The sequence below is a fragment of the Agrobacterium sp. Ap1 genome (genome assembly GCF_017313375.1).
Taxonomy (GTDB): domain Bacteria; phylum Pseudomonadota; class Alphaproteobacteria; order Rhizobiales; family Rhizobiaceae; genus Neorhizobium; species Neorhizobium cellulosilyticum.
In genome coordinates this window covers 328,999-344,627 of record NZ_JAFLMY010000006.1, presented here as the reverse complement: position 1 = coordinate 344,627, position 15,629 = coordinate 328,999, and the positions used below count along the sequence as shown (strand labels likewise).

At 59.3% G+C, this 15,629-nt stretch carries 14 protein-coding genes; 6 read left to right on the top strand and 8 right to left on the bottom strand.

The features are described from left to right. The first annotated feature begins 393 nt into the window (after positions 1-393). Positions 394-1,164: a DUF3800 domain-containing protein gene (locus tag JZX87_RS15290; RefSeq protein ID WP_286194692.1), complete on the top strand. Its 771-nt coding sequence runs from the start codon at positions 394-396 to the stop codon at positions 1,162-1,164. Positions 1,165-1,538: 374 nt separating this feature from the next. Here the strand turns inward: JZX87_RS15290 and JZX87_RS15285 are convergent, their stop codons facing one another. Beyond that, complete coding sequence (locus JZX87_RS15285) at positions 1,539-2,249, bottom strand: hypothetical protein (protein WP_206826554.1); 711 nt, start codon at positions 2,247-2,249, stop codon at positions 1,539-1,541. A 231-nt stretch (positions 2,250-2,480) separates the two neighbouring features. Between JZX87_RS15285 and blaOXA the strand changes: the two genes are divergently transcribed. Beyond that, positions 2,481-3,305, top strand: coding sequence for a class D beta-lactamase (blaOXA, locus tag JZX87_RS15280; protein WP_206826552.1), 825 nt, complete (start codon positions 2,481-2,483; stop codon positions 3,303-3,305). Between the two features lie 45 nt (positions 3,306-3,350). Here blaOXA and JZX87_RS15275 read toward each other — a convergent pair whose 3' ends face one another. The 3 genes from JZX87_RS15275 to JZX87_RS15265 all read right to left on the bottom strand — a co-directional run bounded on the left by JZX87_RS15275 (position 3,351) and on the right by JZX87_RS15265 (position 5,353). Further along, positions 3,351-4,064, bottom strand: coding sequence for a DNA helicase (locus JZX87_RS15275; RefSeq protein WP_206826550.1), 714 nt, complete (start codon positions 4,062-4,064; stop codon positions 3,351-3,353). Between the two features lie 158 nt (positions 4,065-4,222). Continuing rightward, positions 4,223-4,426 (bottom strand): hypothetical protein, encoded by a 204-nt coding sequence (locus JZX87_RS15270; RefSeq protein WP_148145513.1) that lies wholly within the window; start codon positions 4,424-4,426, stop codon positions 4,223-4,225. A 138-nt stretch (positions 4,427-4,564) separates the two neighbouring features. Beyond that, on the bottom strand, positions 4,565-5,353 hold the full coding sequence (locus tag JZX87_RS15265; protein WP_206826548.1) for an SDR family oxidoreductase: 789 nt from the start codon (positions 5,351-5,353) through the stop codon (positions 4,565-4,567). A gap of 398 nt (positions 5,354-5,751) precedes the next feature. Between JZX87_RS15265 and JZX87_RS15260 the strand changes: the two genes are divergently transcribed. The 3 genes from JZX87_RS15260 (at position 5,752) to JZX87_RS15250 (ending at position 9,127) form a co-directional block, all read left to right on the top strand. Further along, positions 5,752-7,416 carry an electron transfer flavoprotein-ubiquinone oxidoreductase gene (locus JZX87_RS15260; RefSeq protein ID WP_206826546.1) on the top strand — a complete coding sequence of 555 codons (1,665 nt, stop codon included), beginning with the start codon at positions 5,752-5,754 and terminating at the stop codon, positions 7,414-7,416. Between the two features lie 330 nt (positions 7,417-7,746). Beyond that, positions 7,747-8,403, top strand: a complete 657-nt coding sequence (locus JZX87_RS15255; protein ID WP_394353642.1) for a pentapeptide repeat-containing protein — start codon at positions 7,747-7,749, stop codon at positions 8,401-8,403. A gap of 112 nt (positions 8,404-8,515) precedes the next feature. Further along, the gene (locus tag JZX87_RS15250; RefSeq protein ID WP_148145509.1) at positions 8,516-9,127 is read left to right on the top strand and encodes a L,D-transpeptidase; all 612 of its coding nucleotides are present in this window, start codon (positions 8,516-8,518) and stop codon (positions 9,125-9,127) included. 58 nt (positions 9,128-9,185) lie between these two features. On the opposite strand, the gene JZX87_RS15245 is transcribed toward JZX87_RS15250, so the two are convergent. The 3 genes from JZX87_RS15245 to JZX87_RS15235 all read right to left on the bottom strand — a co-directional run bounded on the left by JZX87_RS15245 (position 9,186) and on the right by JZX87_RS15235 (position 12,057). Beyond that, positions 9,186-9,611, bottom strand: coding sequence for a DoxX family protein (locus JZX87_RS15245; RefSeq protein ID WP_206826545.1), 426 nt, complete (start codon positions 9,609-9,611; stop codon positions 9,186-9,188). Between the two features lie 92 nt (positions 9,612-9,703). Next, positions 9,704-10,720 (bottom strand): zinc-binding alcohol dehydrogenase family protein, encoded by a 1,017-nt coding sequence (locus JZX87_RS15240; protein WP_206826544.1) that lies wholly within the window; start codon positions 10,718-10,720, stop codon positions 9,704-9,706. A 113-nt stretch (positions 10,721-10,833) separates the two neighbouring features. Continuing rightward, positions 10,834-12,057 (bottom strand): MFS transporter, encoded by a 1,224-nt coding sequence (locus JZX87_RS15235; protein ID WP_183822545.1) that lies wholly within the window; start codon positions 12,055-12,057, stop codon positions 10,834-10,836. A gap of 265 nt (positions 12,058-12,322) precedes the next feature. On the opposite strand from JZX87_RS15235, the gene JZX87_RS15230 reads away from it, so the two are divergent. Further along, complete coding sequence (locus tag JZX87_RS15230; protein ID WP_148145505.1) at positions 12,323-13,261, top strand: diacylglycerol/lipid kinase family protein; 939 nt, start codon at positions 12,323-12,325, stop codon at positions 13,259-13,261. A 6-nt stretch (positions 13,262-13,267) separates the two neighbouring features. On the opposite strand, the gene JZX87_RS15225 is transcribed toward JZX87_RS15230, so the two are convergent. After that, entirely contained in the window at positions 13,268-15,616 is a 2,349-nt protein-coding gene (locus JZX87_RS15225; RefSeq protein ID WP_206826543.1) for a mechanosensitive ion channel family protein, read from the bottom strand. Positions 15,617-15,629: the final 13 nt, after the last annotated feature.

Genomic DNA, 15,629 nt, shown 5'->3' with positions numbered 1-15,629 from the left:
GTTACTTCTGCAACTCATTACTTGATATCTCGCCAACGTTGAGCCACCTCACATCGAGGGTGTTTTTCAACGGTATCCGCCAAAAGCGGTCATTTGCGCAGGAAGACGAATCGTCCGATTTGGGTCCGCAGCCAGACAGTTTGTTTCCGTGGCCGGGCATCGATAAGATGCGACGAGGCATCCGATCGCACTACGGCTTGGGTGGACGACCTGAAGGAAGCCGCACACACCTTATATACCTGTAGGCATTTGCGGGAGGATTTCGGACCAAATTAGAACATAACAAGCACAAATAACCTTTTATCTGTGCGCATCGACGCGAAAAATTTTTCGTAACAACCATTGGCCTGTATATTCCGGATCAGATGAATCGCCGGAGCAACTGCCATCTCATTGCTGTCACCTAAGCCTGCCGAGCCCGTCACTGAGGCAAAGCCGCGTAAGCAACTGCTCTACTTCTGTGATGAAAGTAGTCAGAGCGACGACGCTTACATGGCCGTCGCTGGCATTGCCGTGGCTCAAGAGGCGATCCCGCATATTTTGGGAAAGATGACCACTATCCGTGAGAAATACGGGAAACAGGGTGAGGTGAAATGGAAGAACGCCAAGTCAAGAAATGGCGTTGTCCATGAGGCCTACATCCGATTGTTGTTTGATCTAATTGAGGAAAACCGACTGCATTTCCATATCAAGTTTGCCCGAATGGACGAATACGATCACAAGCTGTCCGGGCCGCGCCGGAAAATCGATACGGTCAGCAAGAGTTTCTTTCAGCTCCTGTTGCATCGGCCAGTCGCGTACTATGGCCATGAAGCAGATATCCATATTCATCCGGACGATGGCAACTGCACGGCACAACTGAAAGACCAGATTGGGGCGCTGAACTTCGTAGGTAAGCGTTTGTGCGGTAAGCCGGGCGTGGTGAAAATTGTGCAGCCGCGCAGTTCGGAGCGTGAGCCTATGCTGCAGCTTTTGGACTGCACTCTGGGAGCGCTGGCAGCTTACAGAAATGGTCGACACGAGCTGGAAGAGATCAGCGACACGAAGAAGCGTTTGACCCGCCTCGCGTTTGAGCTGACCGGATGGCCGGACATCACGGGTAGCTGCTATGATAAGCGCAAGCTGAGTAGATGGAACTCGGTTCCGAGGTTTAAGAAGAGCTGAGAGCGCGACCGAAGGGGCTAGTCTGTGGTTTACAGACGATCTGGTTGAAGACCCAGGAGTTCGCCCGCATCGGTATACAAGAGCTAGCGTTGCGTTGTGCGATTCGCAACATGGCGCGTGTCGCGATAGGACTCATCCTATTGATTGAACGCCAATAAAAATTATCGCTAGCTGATCTTGCGGAGCGGTTCCCGATATTATGGTGATCGCTAACCTTAGGAATGCCTCGATGTCCGCGATAGCCTGTGCCGCGTAGAAGGGGCGATGGTGAGATGTCCGCAATGGGCCGATGGCAGACATCGACTGCATTTGCGGATAGCAAAAGGGGCGCAGATGCTGCGCCCCTTGCTTCGGCCCGATCCCGATCGTGTCGGTCAGGCTTCGGCGTACCAGCGGGCGGGCAGGGATTGCATTTGTTCGGCTTCCTTGCTTTTGAACAGCTGCGTCGACGAAGCGCCGGTGTCCGTTGCCGAGATCTGGTCGAGCATCTGCCGGATCATCTGGTCATGTACATTGGCCGCAGCGCGCCGCTGGCTGGCCGAGACGTCCTCATTGGCCTTCGCAGACGAACGTTGGCTGATCGCCTGAAGATCGGCCAGCAGCGGGGTGACGAAATCACGGACACCCGAACCTGCCGCGGGCGCGCTTGTTGACGCTGAACCGTCGGCCTGGCCGGCAGATGAATCCGCATCCGGCTCGCTGCCCGATATGCTATCGTCTTCGGCCGATGCCGAAGCTTCATCAGAGGTGGAGTGCTCGGCGACGGCTTCATCCGGTGGAACATCGCCGTCTGCCGCATGGGGCGCCTCGGCGGTCTCCGTCTCGTCCACAGGCTGAGAAGCGCTCTCGTCTACCGGCTCGTCCGTTCCCGCTTCGGCAGGCGGCGTCGGGCCATAGGTGCCGTCATCGGTTTCTTCCGGCGAGTAGTTTTCGACTGTGTCGGACTGGCTGCCGCTTGATGGTGCCGTGTTGTTTTCACCAGTCGTCGTTTCGTTGTCCGTCGCATCGGAAGAACCGGACGATGGCGATGATTGGCTCGGTGAGCTGGACTGGCTTCCGCCACCGAAAATACCTTCGAGAAACACTATATTCTCCGCTGTTAACGAATGCGGAGCGGCCTCTAGCATCTGCGGATTGAAGCCGGGTCAACGCGCGAATAACAAATAAAATCAATATTTAAGAATCTGAAAATATGATTGAATGATAGATTTCTCATGTTGGTGAAATCATGGCCCGGATGTCCATGCCGCCATGTTTTGGCCGGGTCGCTCATGTCTATCGCAAGGCCCTTGTCGAACGTATGGAGTTGATCTGCCTTGCCCCCTGGAAAACTATCCTTTCTCGCTCTTTTCGGTGCGGCCGTTATTGCCGTTGCGGCTCCCGCCCGGGCCGCTGAGCCAGTGCGCTGCACCGTCATTCTCGACGTCGACACCGGTATGGCAATCCACCGGGAGGGCGGATGTGATAGCCCCTTCTATCCGCAATCGACCTTCAAGCTGCCGCTGGCGATGATGGGCTACGACAAGGGTATACTTGTGGATGACCATAATCCCCGCTGGGAATACCAGGCGAAGTTCAAGCGCTCTGAGCGCGAGCAGAAGACGACCGACCCGACGATATGGGAGAAGGACTCGATCGTCTGGTATTCGCAGGAAATCACCCGCCGTCTCGGAAAGGAGGCCTTCGCCGATTACGTCCGCCGGTTCGACTACGGCAATCGGGACGTTAATGGCGGGCCGGGCGGCACCGACGGGCTGACGGAATCCTGGCTCAGTTCCTCGCTGAAGATATCGCCCGACCAGCAGGTGGATTTCCTGCGGCGCTTCATCACCGGCAAGCTGCCGATCTCGGCAAAGGCGGTGACCATGACACAGGCGATCGTGCCTGTTTTCGAGGCCGGTGACGGCTGGACGGTTCATGGCAAGACCGGCGCAGGCTCTCTTCGAAACGCCAATGGCAAGCTGGACGGCAGCCGCCCGCTCGGCTGGTTCGTCGGCTGGGCCGAGAAGGGCGACAAGAAGGTCGTCTTCGCCCGCGTGCTGGCGGACAACAAGCGGCATCCCGATCAGCCGATCAGCTACACCGTCCGTGACGGCCTGATTTCCGATCTGCCGAAGCTGGCGTCTGCCCGGCCGAATTGAAATCTGATGCGAGCCGGGCTTACCGACCCGGCTCGCACAATTCCGTCAGGCATTTGCCTGAAAACGCACGCCGCTTTCATTGAGGAAGCAGGTCTTGTCGAATGCGGCCAGATCCAGCGGATTGGCAAGCCGCACATCGTCGAGCGTCGGAAACGGCTTGTCTTTCGGATCATAGCTGCGGCTGATCTGCGATACGAAAACGATGATCAGGCCTTTCGATCTCGCGAAGGATTGCAGCGCCGAAATTTGTTGGTCGAGCGGCGGGGTCGAACGTCGCTGATCCAGCAATTGTAGATAGTCGACCACGATCAATGTGCCGGGGGCGGCATCCTCCGTGGCCTTGATGATGTAATCGGCACTGATCCCGTCCGAGCAATCCGAAATGAACTGCTTGCCATAGCGGGAAGGCTCCGTTCCCAGCCGTAAGAGCCGGTCGGCGATCTGCGCTTGCGTATATTCCAGCGTGAAGAAGAAGGCGCGGCTGCCTGCCCTCATCGCCTCGATTGCCAGTTCCAGTGCCATTAGCGTCTTGCCAAGTCCGGGCCTTGCGCCGATCAACACCAGATCGCCATGCTTCAGTTGTTGATATAGTTCACTGGCTGGAGACGCGGCGGCGTGGCGCGCCGCAAGCAGGCTCCAGCTTTTGCAGCCTTCGGTGCGTGCGATACGGTCGAGCGCGGCATTGAGAGGGATGGATTGTTGGCGCGACAGGGCCTTGGCCTTACGCTTCAGGTGATAGATGGGGGCCGAAAATTTCATCGACGAAAACCTCCTGATGCGAGCAATATTCGCAATCCCTCCTTTTGCTTCTGCCCGGACAGTCGGTTGAAATCGCCAGTGCCCAGCATGAAATCTGCTTTCCCGATCGGAGGGGGGAGGCGCGGGCCGCGCCGGAATCAGATGATAGCCGAAGCCCGTCAGATCCGGAAGCGGCGCGATGCCCAAACGATCAGCACGCCGAAGACGGTCGCCAGCAATCCCCAGAAGATCCAGGGCGTCTGGTTTATCATGAAGCTGGAGCGCGGGTAGGGAAACACGCCCGTGCCCTGACCGATCCAGACAAGCCCGATGAGGCCGACGAGAAAACCGAAAATACCGGCGATAAGCCTGATTAAATGCATTGCCGCTCTCTCATGTCGTTGAGGTCACGAGGAAGATAAGACGAATGCCGCTGCCATCAATGCCGGATGGTTGCCGCGGATGCGGCAAACCGATCCCCGCAAATGAAAGGGCCCGGCTGTTCACCGGGCCTGATAGTGTCAGAGCGACTTTGCCGCGCCGCCATCGACGCGCAGCATCGTGCCGGTAATGTAGCTTGCCGGTTCCGAGCAGAGGAAGGCGCCGGCGGCACCGAATTCCGCGACCGTGCCGAGGCGACCGGCCGGAATGGTCTTCACCGAAGCTTCGCGGACTTCTTCCATGCTCTTGCCGAGCCGTTTGGCATTGGCGCCATCCAGTTCCTCGATACGGTCCGTCAGGATACGGCCTGGAAGCAGCATGTTTGCGGTCACGCCGGAGCCGGCGACTTCGGTTGCAAGCGTCTTGTTCCAGCCGACCAGCGCGCCGCGCAGCGTGTTGGACAGTGCCAGGTTGGGGATCGGTTCGAGGACGCCGGAAGAGGCGACGGTCAGGATGCGGCCCCAGCCTTGTTCCTTCATCTGCGGCAGGAGCGCGTTGGTCAGCGAAATCACCCTTAGCACCATCGACTGGAAGAAGCTGTCGAGCTTGTCGGCGCTCATGTCCTGCGTGCCGCCGGGCGTCGGGCCTCCGGTGTTGTTGACGAGAATATCGATGCCGCCGAGCTTTTGGTTAACCGCTTCAACCATTGCCTCGACGAAATTCTCGTCGGCGAGGTCGCCCCAGACCCAGTCAGCCTTGCCTTTTCCGGCGGCGTTGATCGTCTTGCAGTTTTCGGCGAGCTTGTCGCCCGAACGTCCCACCAGGAGAACATTGGCGCCTTCATTGGCGAGCGCCGTTGCGATCCCGAGGCCCAAACCGCGCGAAGAAGCGAGGACAAGCGCCCTTTTGCCCGAAATTCCCAGATCCATTCCGTTCTCCTGTGACGATGTTGTCTGTGCATGCGGTTATAATGGCCGCGGCTCACATTGGAAGCCTGATCCGGTCTTTGGATCGGCTCGATCAGGCGCAGACGAAGCGGGGCGGCGTTAGGACGCAATCATGCATGAGGCCTTGGCTTGTGGTGCGGTTTGACTTTACGGATATCCTGTTTCGAAGGAACTTGCAGCTTGTCAGGTTGTATGACAACAAGAGCTTGAAGGTTTGTGCGGCATTTTGACGTTGACGTAAACGTTATTTGTCCCGCAGATAAGGGGGTGGGTCTTCGTGTCTGGTCAGCCGGTGTCGCATCTCGGCTCGACAACCATCCTGGCATTTGCCAAGGAATAGTTTGACAAAAGGGGATCCCGCCAAGGCGGAGGCATATGGAATGAGCGAAGAGATGGAACTTCCCGAACGGGAGATGATGGAATTCGACGTCGTGATCGTCGGTGCTGGCCCGGCCGGCCTGTCCGCTGCAATCCGGCTGAAGCAAATCAATCCCGACCTCACCGTCGTGGTGCTGGAAAAGGGCGCGGAAGTCGGCGCCCATATTCTCTCCGGCGCGGTGGTCGACCCGGTCGGCATCGATGCGCTCCTGCCTGGTTGGCAGGAGGAGGAGGGGCATCCGTTCAAGACCAAGGTCACCGACGACCAGTTCCTGTTCTTGGGGCCAGCCGGCTCCGTCCGACTGCCGAACTTCGCCATGCCGCCGCTGATGAACAATCACGGCAAGTACATCGTCTCGCTCGGCAATGTCTGTCGGTGGCTTGCGACCAAGGCGGAGGAACTCGGTGTCGAGATCTATCCGGGCTTTGCCGCAAGCGAAGTGCTTTATGACGATGCAGGCAACGTTATCGGCGTAGCGACCGGCGACATGGGCATCGAGAAGAACGGCGAGCCGGGCCCGAATTATACCCGCGGCATGGCGCTCTTGGGCAAATACACGCTGATCGGCGAGGGCGTGCGCGGCTCGCTTGCCAAGCAGCTGATCGAGAAGTTCGAGCTGTCGAAGGATCGTGACGTCCAGAAATTCGGCATCGGCATCAAGGAACTCTGGGAGGTCAAGCCCGAGAACCACAAGCAGGGTCTCGTCCAGCACTCCTTCGGCTGGCCGCTCGACATGAAGACCGGCGGTGGTTCCTTCCTCTATCACTTGGAAGACAATCTTGTTGCCGTCGGCTTCGTCCTGCACCTGAACTACAAGAACCCCTATCTCTTTCCCTTCGAGGAGTTCCAGCGGTTCAAGACCCATCCGGCAATCGCGCCGACTTTCGAGGGCGCCAAGCGCATCTCCTATGGCGCGCGTGCTATCACCGAGGGGGGCTACCAGTCGGTGCCGAAGCTTTCCTTCCCCGGCGGCGCGCTGATCGGCTGCTCGGCAGGCTTCGTCAACGTGCCGCGTATCAAGGGTTCGCATAACGCAGTCCTCTCCGGCATTCTCGCCGCCGACAAGATTGCCGCCGCGATCGCCGATGGTCGCGCCAATGACGAACCGGTCGAGATCGAAAACGAATGGCGTTCAGGCCCGATCGGCAAGGACCTGAAACTGGTCCGCAACGTCAAGCCGCTCTGGTCTAAGTTCGGCACCATTATCGGCATCCCGCTCGGCGGGCTGGACATGTGGACCAACCAGCTGTTCGGCTTTTCGCTGTTCGGCACGCTGAAACACGGCAAGACCGACGCCCAGTCGCTCGAACCGGCGGCAAAGCACAAGCCTATCGACTATCCCAAGCCGGATGGTGTTTTGACCTTCGACCGCCTGTCCTCAGTCTTCCTGTCCAACACCAATCACGAGGAGGACCAGCCGGTCCATCTCAAGGTGAAGGACTTAGGGCTGCAGAAACGCTCCGAGCATGACGTTTATGCCGGTCCCTCGGCGCGTTACTGTCCGGCGGGGGTCTATGAATGGCGCGAACAGAATGGTGAGGAAGTCTACGTCATCAACGCGCAGAACTGCGTTCACTGTAAGACCTGCGATATCAAGGACCCCAACCAGAATATCAACTGGGTGCCGCCGCAGGGCGGCGAGGGACCGGTCTATCCGAACATGTGATCCTCGGTCCGGTTGCGAGAATGTCTCGTGCAACATCAATGATGAACGGCAGCTTTTAAGTTGCCGTTTTTCAATTTCATCCGCCGGATATTATCCGGGGCTGAAAAGGTCTTGGTAACGCTGAGTTCATTCTTATATCTGATCACATCTGGCTGATTGCCTATCTCTTTCGTGTCGCGTGAAAGAAGAATAGGTATGGTTCAGGATAAGAAATCGGCTTCGTTCGCGCCAACAGGTCAGCATGTGATGAGCAACAGAGATATCGTCTTCGGCGTCGCCTCCGTCATCGGGGCCATCAGGCGTATTTTTATCTTCGCCGCGATTGCGATCATGCCGGCATTCTTCTTTGCGGGTGAAGCGGCCGCGGTCGATTGCCGTGCCTATCCGACGCCGGGTGTTGACTGGAGCAACTGCAAGAAGCGGCTGCTGATGCTGGACAACAGCAATTTCGAGGGAGCCAATCTCTCCGGCGTTGATTTCAGCATGACCGATCTCAGCCGCACGAACATAAAGAATGCGAATTTCAGCAAGGCCATGCTGGTGCGTGCCTCGCTCGCCGGTTCGGATGCGAGAGATGCCAATTTCGAGCGCGCGGAAGGCTATCGCAGCAATCTCTCCGGCATTTCTGCTGCCGGTGCGACGTTCGTCTCGGCCGAAATGCAGCGGTCGAATTTTTCCGATGCCGACCTGACCAATGTCGACTTCACCAAGGCCGAGCTCGGTCGCGCGATCTTCTACAAGGCAAAGCTGGCGAACACCCGTTTTGCGCTGGTCAATCTTTCTCGCGCAACCTTCCATAATGTCGACATGAGCGGGCCGGTTGATTTCAACAATGCGTTCCTTTTCCTGACCCGGATCGAAGGTGTTGATCTGTCCAAGGCGACGGGCCTCGAGCAGGACCAGATTGCGCTGGCTTGCGGCGACGACAGGACGAAATTGCCGGAGGGACTGAAGATGCCGCCCTCATGGCCCTGCGAAGACGAGTGACATCAAACACGATTGTTACCAGCCGAGGCTTCGGCGACACACGTCATTAGCGAAGCATTAACCATAACGTCCTTAGCTTGCGTCATCTTTTCGACGCATCAAGGACACGATCATGCCGATTTCACGCCGCGGCCTTCTGGCTGGCTTGCCGCTTTTGCTGGCCGGTTGCGCTTCGACCTATAACGAGCAGCAAAATTATGCTGCCGTGCCGGAAGAAGAGTTCCCCCTTCACCGCGTGCCGATCGACAAGATCAAGCCGGAACTGCGCCGCCAGCAGGTTGCCTTCTCCGGCAACTATGCCCCCGGCACCGTTGTGGTCGATACCCCTGCACGCCGCGCCTATTACGTCCTCGGCGGCGGTCAGGCGATCCGTTACGGCGTCGGCGTCGGCCGCGCTGGCATGGCGCTTTCCGGCAATGCCTATGTCGGTCGCAAGGCCGAATGGCCGTCCTGGACCCCGACGCCCGCCATGCAGCGCCGCGAGGAACGTTATCGCAAGCTCGCCGGCGGCCTGCCGGGCGGCCCGAACAACCCGCTCGGCGCCCGCGCCATGTATCTCTACCGAAACGGCAACGACACGATGTTCCGCCTGCACGGCACCAACCAGCCGGAATCGATCGGCCACGCCATGTCGAGCGGCTGCATCCGCATGATGAACCACGACGTGATCGATCTCTACAACCGCGTTCAGGTTGGCGCGAAGGTCGTCGTCATCCAGGCCTGAAGCCGGAAGCTCAAATTCAGTCAGGCCCGTCGCGTCGATCGCGGCGGGCTTTTGCATTTCAGGTCCGCGCTTTCCAGGCGACCACCATCAGCGCGCCGATCACCGTGATATGCTCCATCACCACATAGAATTCGATCGTCTTGAACGGCTCCTCCATCGTCCAGAAGTGATGCACGAGCGGTATCGTCAAGGCGGTGAAAACTGCCAGAGCGCCTGCGCCGAGCCAGGTCCAGCGATTGAGGATGATCAGGATCGAGCCGCCGAGCTGGGTGACGATCGTCGCGATGTTGAAGGCGACCGCCGGTTCCAGCCCGAAATGCCCCATCTCGGCGACGCCGGCATTGAAGTCGATCAGCTTGGAAAGCCCGCTTGCCCAGAACATGAAGGTCAGGATGGTGCGCGCCAGATAACCGAACCAGGTGGAGCCGGTCAGAGCGCTGATCGGGTTCGGATTGCCATATGATGATGTCTGAGATGTCGCCATGATGTCCCCCCATAGGCTTAAGGGGACAATCATAGCGAGAAATTTGCGCTTTGGTAAGTATAGGGAGAGTTCGGACAGAGCTGGCTGCGTTGTCAGAATCCAGAGAGAACCAGCTTGCCGCGGGTCTTGCCACTTTCGATCAAAGCATGTGCCGCCTTCAGGTTGGTCGCATTGATCGGGCCGAGGACGTCAGACAGCGTCGTCTTGATCTTCCCGGCATCGACCAGTTCCGCGACCTGCGTCAAAAGCTTGTGCTGCTCGATCATGTCTGCCGTCTGGAAGACCGGCCGGGCGAACATCGTTTCCCAATGGATCGACAGCGCCTTGCGCTTGAACTGGCGCACGTCGACTGGCTCTTTCGGATCGTCGATCAGGCCGAGACGACCCTGCGGGGCGATGAGTTCCAGAATATCGCCGATATGCTGCGAGGTTTCCGTGATCGAAAAGACAAAGGCCGGTGCACCGATCGCCAGTTCTGCGATCTGCCGGGCAAGCGGCTTGGAATGGTCGAGCACATGATGCGCGCCGAGCTGTCTGATCCAGTCCTGCGTCTCGGGTCGTGAGCCGGTGGCGATTACTGTGACGTCTGAAAGCTCGCGCAGAAGCTGGATGGCGATCGAGCCGACACCGCCCGCGCCGCCGATCAGAAGGACGGCGTTCCACGCGCTCGCCACCTTGTCCTGCACCCGCATCCGGTGAAACAGCGTCTCATAGGCGGTGATTGCGGTGAGCGGCAGCGCTGCTGCCTCCTCGAAGCTCAGCGTCTTCGGCTTAGGCCCGACGATCCGTTCATCGACCAGATGAAACTCGGCATTGGTGCCCTGGCGATTGATCGCGCCGGCATAATAGACCTCGTCGCCCGGCTTGAAGAGCTTCACATCCGGGCCGACCGCCTTGATCACACCGGCCGCGTCATAGCCCAGTACCTTGTACTGGCCGGGTTCGAGAACCGCATTTTTGCGGGTTTTCGTGTCGACGGGATTGACCGAAATCGCTCTGATCTCGACCAGCAGGTCACGCCCTTTGGCCTCCGGCATCGGCAGGTAGATGTCGACCAGAGCTGTTTCGGACGAAATCGGCTGGTTCTGATTGAAACCCACGGCGCGCATCGATCATCTCCCTTGCTGTATCGAGGACTAGAGATGGCGCGGACTTGGGCGTGGCGCAAGGAGCGACGGGCCGCACTCGGTACGGCCCCTATCAAATCCTGTGGTGGCAGATCTCAGGCGTGACCGGTCTTGCGTTCGAGCCAGATCGAGACGGAGAATACGCCGAGCCCGAGCAGCGAGAACAATACGCCGACATAACCGGTTGCCGCAAAACCCCAGCCCCAGGAGATCACGAGACCACCGAGGGCCGCACCGAGTGCATTGGCGATGTTGAAGGCCGAGTGGTTGGAGGCAGCGGCGAGCGTCTGCGCATCGGCGGCCACATCCATAAGGCGTGTCTGCAGTGCAGGCGCGGGTGCAAAACCGCAGCCAACAAGGAAGACGGTGATATAGAGCACGATCGGATATTGCGCGAAATTGGCGAAGATCAGCATGACGATGATGTAGAACACCATTGAACCGCCGATCGTACCCTTCAGTGAGATATCGGCGAGCCGCGAGCCGACGATATTGCCGACATTCATGCCGATGCCGAACAGCGCCAGCACTACGGCAACCATGCTCGCCGACAGGCCGGCCGTCTCGGTCGTCGTCGAGGCGATGTAGCTGAACACCGAGAACATGCCGCCAAAGCCGACGGCTGCGACGCCGAGCGTCAGCCACACCTGCGGTTTGGCGAATGCGCTGAGTTCGCGCAGGATGCTCGCACCTTCCTGCACTTTATCCTTCGGCTTGAAATACCAGACCAGCGCGACCGTCAGGGCACCGATGCCGCCCACCAGATAGAAAGCGGCGCGCCAGGAAAGAAGCTGGCCCATGAACGTGGCAAGCGGCGTGCCTAGGAGCGTCGCGATGGTCAGGCCCAGCATGACCCGGCCGACGGCGCGTGCGCGCTTGTTCGGCGGCACCATCGACGCTGCCACCAGCGAAGCGACGCCAAAATAGGCGCCGTGCGGCAGGCCGGTCAGGAAGCGCAGGAAGGTAAAGCTCCAGAAGTCGGGCGCCATGGCAGACAGGATATTGCCCGCCGCAAATACGCCCATCAGCCAGAGCAGCAACGTGCGGCGCGGCACCCGTGCCGAAAGCACCGCGATGATCGGCGCACCGACGACGACGCCCAGCGCATAGGCGCTGATGACATAGCCTGCCATCGGAATGCTGACATCGAAGGTCTTAGCCACGTCCGGCAACAGCCCCATGATGACGAATTCGCCGGTACCGATGCCGAAGCCACCCACTGCAAGGGCGAAGGTTATAAGCAGTACCGCGAGGGGAGAAAGGGTCTGATGGCTGGATGCAGCGCGTGCGGCATCCATGGAATGTACGCTATCGGTCATGATGTCGGATCGTCTTGAAGAATGGGACAGGCAGGAACCGTCCCGCCCGATTGGCCGTTGCGGCCGCAAATCCGCCCGCGGATATCAGTTTACCACGTCATTGTGCAGTGCGGTAGATGAACATTGTATTTCGTCAAATTTTCACATGCGATCGACATGCCTTCTGCTCATCTATCAACGCGGCGCTCTTGATAAGACCGCATCCCGCAACCATTTCCTGATCCACCCGTTGTCTCGCCGCCTCAAATTTCAAACCGGATAGTTCATGAACCTTTATGCAGTGTTCAACCGCGATGGCGGCACCTTTCGAACCACCGACATGGACGCTTATTGCGCCCATGCCCTGCGGGCGTTCGAAGGAGCGGGGCATGAGATTGAGTGCCATGTCGTCTCCGGCGATAAGGTTGTCGAGACGATGGAGAAGGCCGCAGCCTTGAACGGAGTTGACGGCCTGATCGCCGGCGGCGGTGATGGCACCATTTCTGCCGCCTCCTCGATCGCCTGGAAGAGTGGCATCGCGCTCGGCATCGTCCCCGCCGGAACGATGAACCTGTTTGCCCGTTCGTTGAAAATCCCGCTCGATATCTGGGACGCCATCGATGTTCTCTCCCATTCGGATGTGCGCAATGTCGATATCGCCAGCGCCAATGGCAGGAGCTTTGTCCACCAGTTCTCTGCCGGGCTGCATGCCCGCATGGTGCGCTACCGCAACTCGATGAGCTATGCCTCTCGTCTGGGAAAAATCCGCGCCAGCGCCCGTGCCGCGATCGGTGTGATGCTGAACCCGCCGGAATTCGAGGTCGAGTTCAATGCCGAGGGTAAGACTGGTGTGCGCCGGGTTTCGGCGATCTCGGTATCGAATAATGAATTCGGCAGCGACGCGCTGATGTATGCCGATGATGTCACCCGCGGCCATCTTGGGTTCTACATTGCCGATCCGCTGACGCCTGCCGGTGTCGCAAAGCTCACGCTCGATATCCTGCGCGGCCGGCTGAAAGACAATGAAGCGGTGACGGCGATGACCGTGACCGAGCTGGAACTGCATTTCCCCCGCCACCGCAAGGATGTCCGCTGCGTCATCGATGGCGAACTCCTGCCGATGGATCGGGATATCCTGCTCAAGATCCATGCCGGCGAGTTGAAGGTCCTCGTCGACCAGATCCCGCAGAAGGAAGTCGCCGAACAGCAGGGCAGCGGCATCTGATAGGACTCATGCAGACGATGCGACCGGTGCCAGCGGCTGAAGCATGGTAGCGGCCGCCGCATCGTCATGCATCTCACCGCGTGATTTCACCGTCACGGCATTGGACGCAAATTCCAGCCCCGCAGCCTTGCAGGCGGAAATCAGCCGCTTGATCGCCTCGCGCTTGATGATGCTTGGATTGCCCGGCAGCGAGGTGAACTTGAAGCGTACAACGATCGACGTTTCGGTAATGTCCTGAATGCCCTGCATCTTCAGGGGGACTAGGAAATCCGCACCGAATTCCGGATCGTCCAGCATGGCGATGCCGACCTTCTTGGCTGTCTTGCGGATCAGTTCGGGATCGCTCTCCCGCTCGAACTTCAGCTGGAATTTGATCGTGCCCCAGTCCCGGCTGTAATTGCTGACCGAACTGATCTGGCCGAAGGGCACTGTATGGATCGGCCCGTTATGGTGGCGTAGCCTGACCGAGCGGATGGCGATCTGTTCCACCGTGCCCTGCTGACTGCCGGTGCTGATATATTCGCCAATGCGGAATGCGTCCTCGGCGATGAAGAAGATGCCCGACACGATATCCTTTACCAGTGCCTGTGAGCCGAAGGAGAGCGCCAGGCCCAGCACGCCGAAGCCTGCAAGAAGCGGCGCCACATTGACCCCGAGAGCGCTCAATATGACCAGCGCACCGACGGCAAGCACCGCTCCGAGCGCCAGATTGCGCACGACGGGCATCGCCGTCGAGAGCCTGCTGGTCTGGCGTTTCTCGTTCTGGTCCTCATGTCCCGGCAGCATGATGGCCGGCGAAGGGGCAAGCGCTTCCGAATAGTGCCAGATGAAACTCGCCACAGCCCAGCTTGCCACGATCGCAAAGCTCAGTCTTTCGAGCCAGAGGATCCAGCCCGTCGCGTCCGCCGCCTGTCCGCCCATGAACGGCGACCATATGGCGGTGATCAGATGCAACCCACCGATCCACACGGCACCCGCGCAGAGCACCCTGAGGCTTGCGAGAAGTGAAGAACCAAGACCAGCACCTCGCACCCGCTCATGGTGCCGCGTAAAATCATCGACCAGCGCATGTGCGCCGAGTGCAAGGATCGGCAGTGCCAGCAGGGCCATTTGCGTCGTGCCGGCGGCGAAGATCCAGCGGGCGCTGTTCGGCGTTCCGGCAAACAGCACACAGATCAGCCACAGCGCCAGCGCCGTCACGACGTAAAATTCCGGCAGAAGATTTCCGGCAACCCGGCGTACAATGCCTGGATTGTCGCTGATGAAGGCGTCGCGAATATCGTTGCGCCCACCGATGAACCAGTAGAGCTTCAACAGTGTCAGCAGCGTATTGCCGGTCAGGAACCAGCCGTCGATAATCAGGCTTTCTATCCCGATAGCGCCTGCAAGCCTTGCCATTTCGGCAATCGCCGCGCTGATCAGGCCGTAGGTCACCAATATGCGGAAATGCCATTCCGGCCTGTTGATCGGCACCAGGCTGCGCCCGCCGTGGTTTTTCTTGAACAGCAGCCGCGCAAGCGAGACATAGAGCGACGCCACGATAATGGCCGTCACGATGCTCCTCACCATGCGGGTCGTTGCTTCCCCTTGCGGTCCGAGCAGATCAAACACAAAGCGTGTGGCGACAAGGAAAAACGCCACCGAGGCGAGATCCCCGATCATTCGCCTCAGGCTTTGACCGATGATCCCGGTCATTCGTCCGCCCTGCGGCACTTCCCGCGTGAATGCAGCCGCAATCAGCCGCCGCAGAATGAGTGTCGCGGTGGCCGCGGCTGCGATCGTCGAGAGCGCAAGAAGCAGGACCCGGCCATGGCTGCTGCCTTCCTCGGTCAGCTTCTCGTCTGCCATCACCATCGCCGTGGGCAGGCTGCCGACGCCGGAGAGAGCTGTCGTCGCGCCGCGCATGAAGGCGGCGGAAAACTGGCTCCACTTCGCCATACCCATGTCTGTCGCCATCATTTCGGGCGTCGGTGTCATGGGGGCAGGCGCGGGTGCTGGTGCGGCTGCGGCAGGTGCCAGTGCCGCAGGTGGCGAAGATGCGGGTGCCTGGGATACAGCTTGGGTGGATGTGACTTGCGAGAATGTCGCGGGCGTTGTGCCGGTATTGCCTGCTACCGCTGCCGGAATAGGTGTCGCAGTCCCGGGTGAAACCGTCGTCGCCTGTCCGACTTCAATCGCCACAGGCCTGCCGCTTCGTGCCGCGAAATCGAGGATCTGCTCGACATCGGCCTCGCTCTGGCCGGGATGGACGATGATCTTCAGTGGCGCGTCATCCGCCATGGCAGAACCGCCAAGGGCGATCGTCACGACGATGGCGGCGAATGTGGTGCGGAGGAATGCGAATATCATGTCCATGGCCAACGTCCTC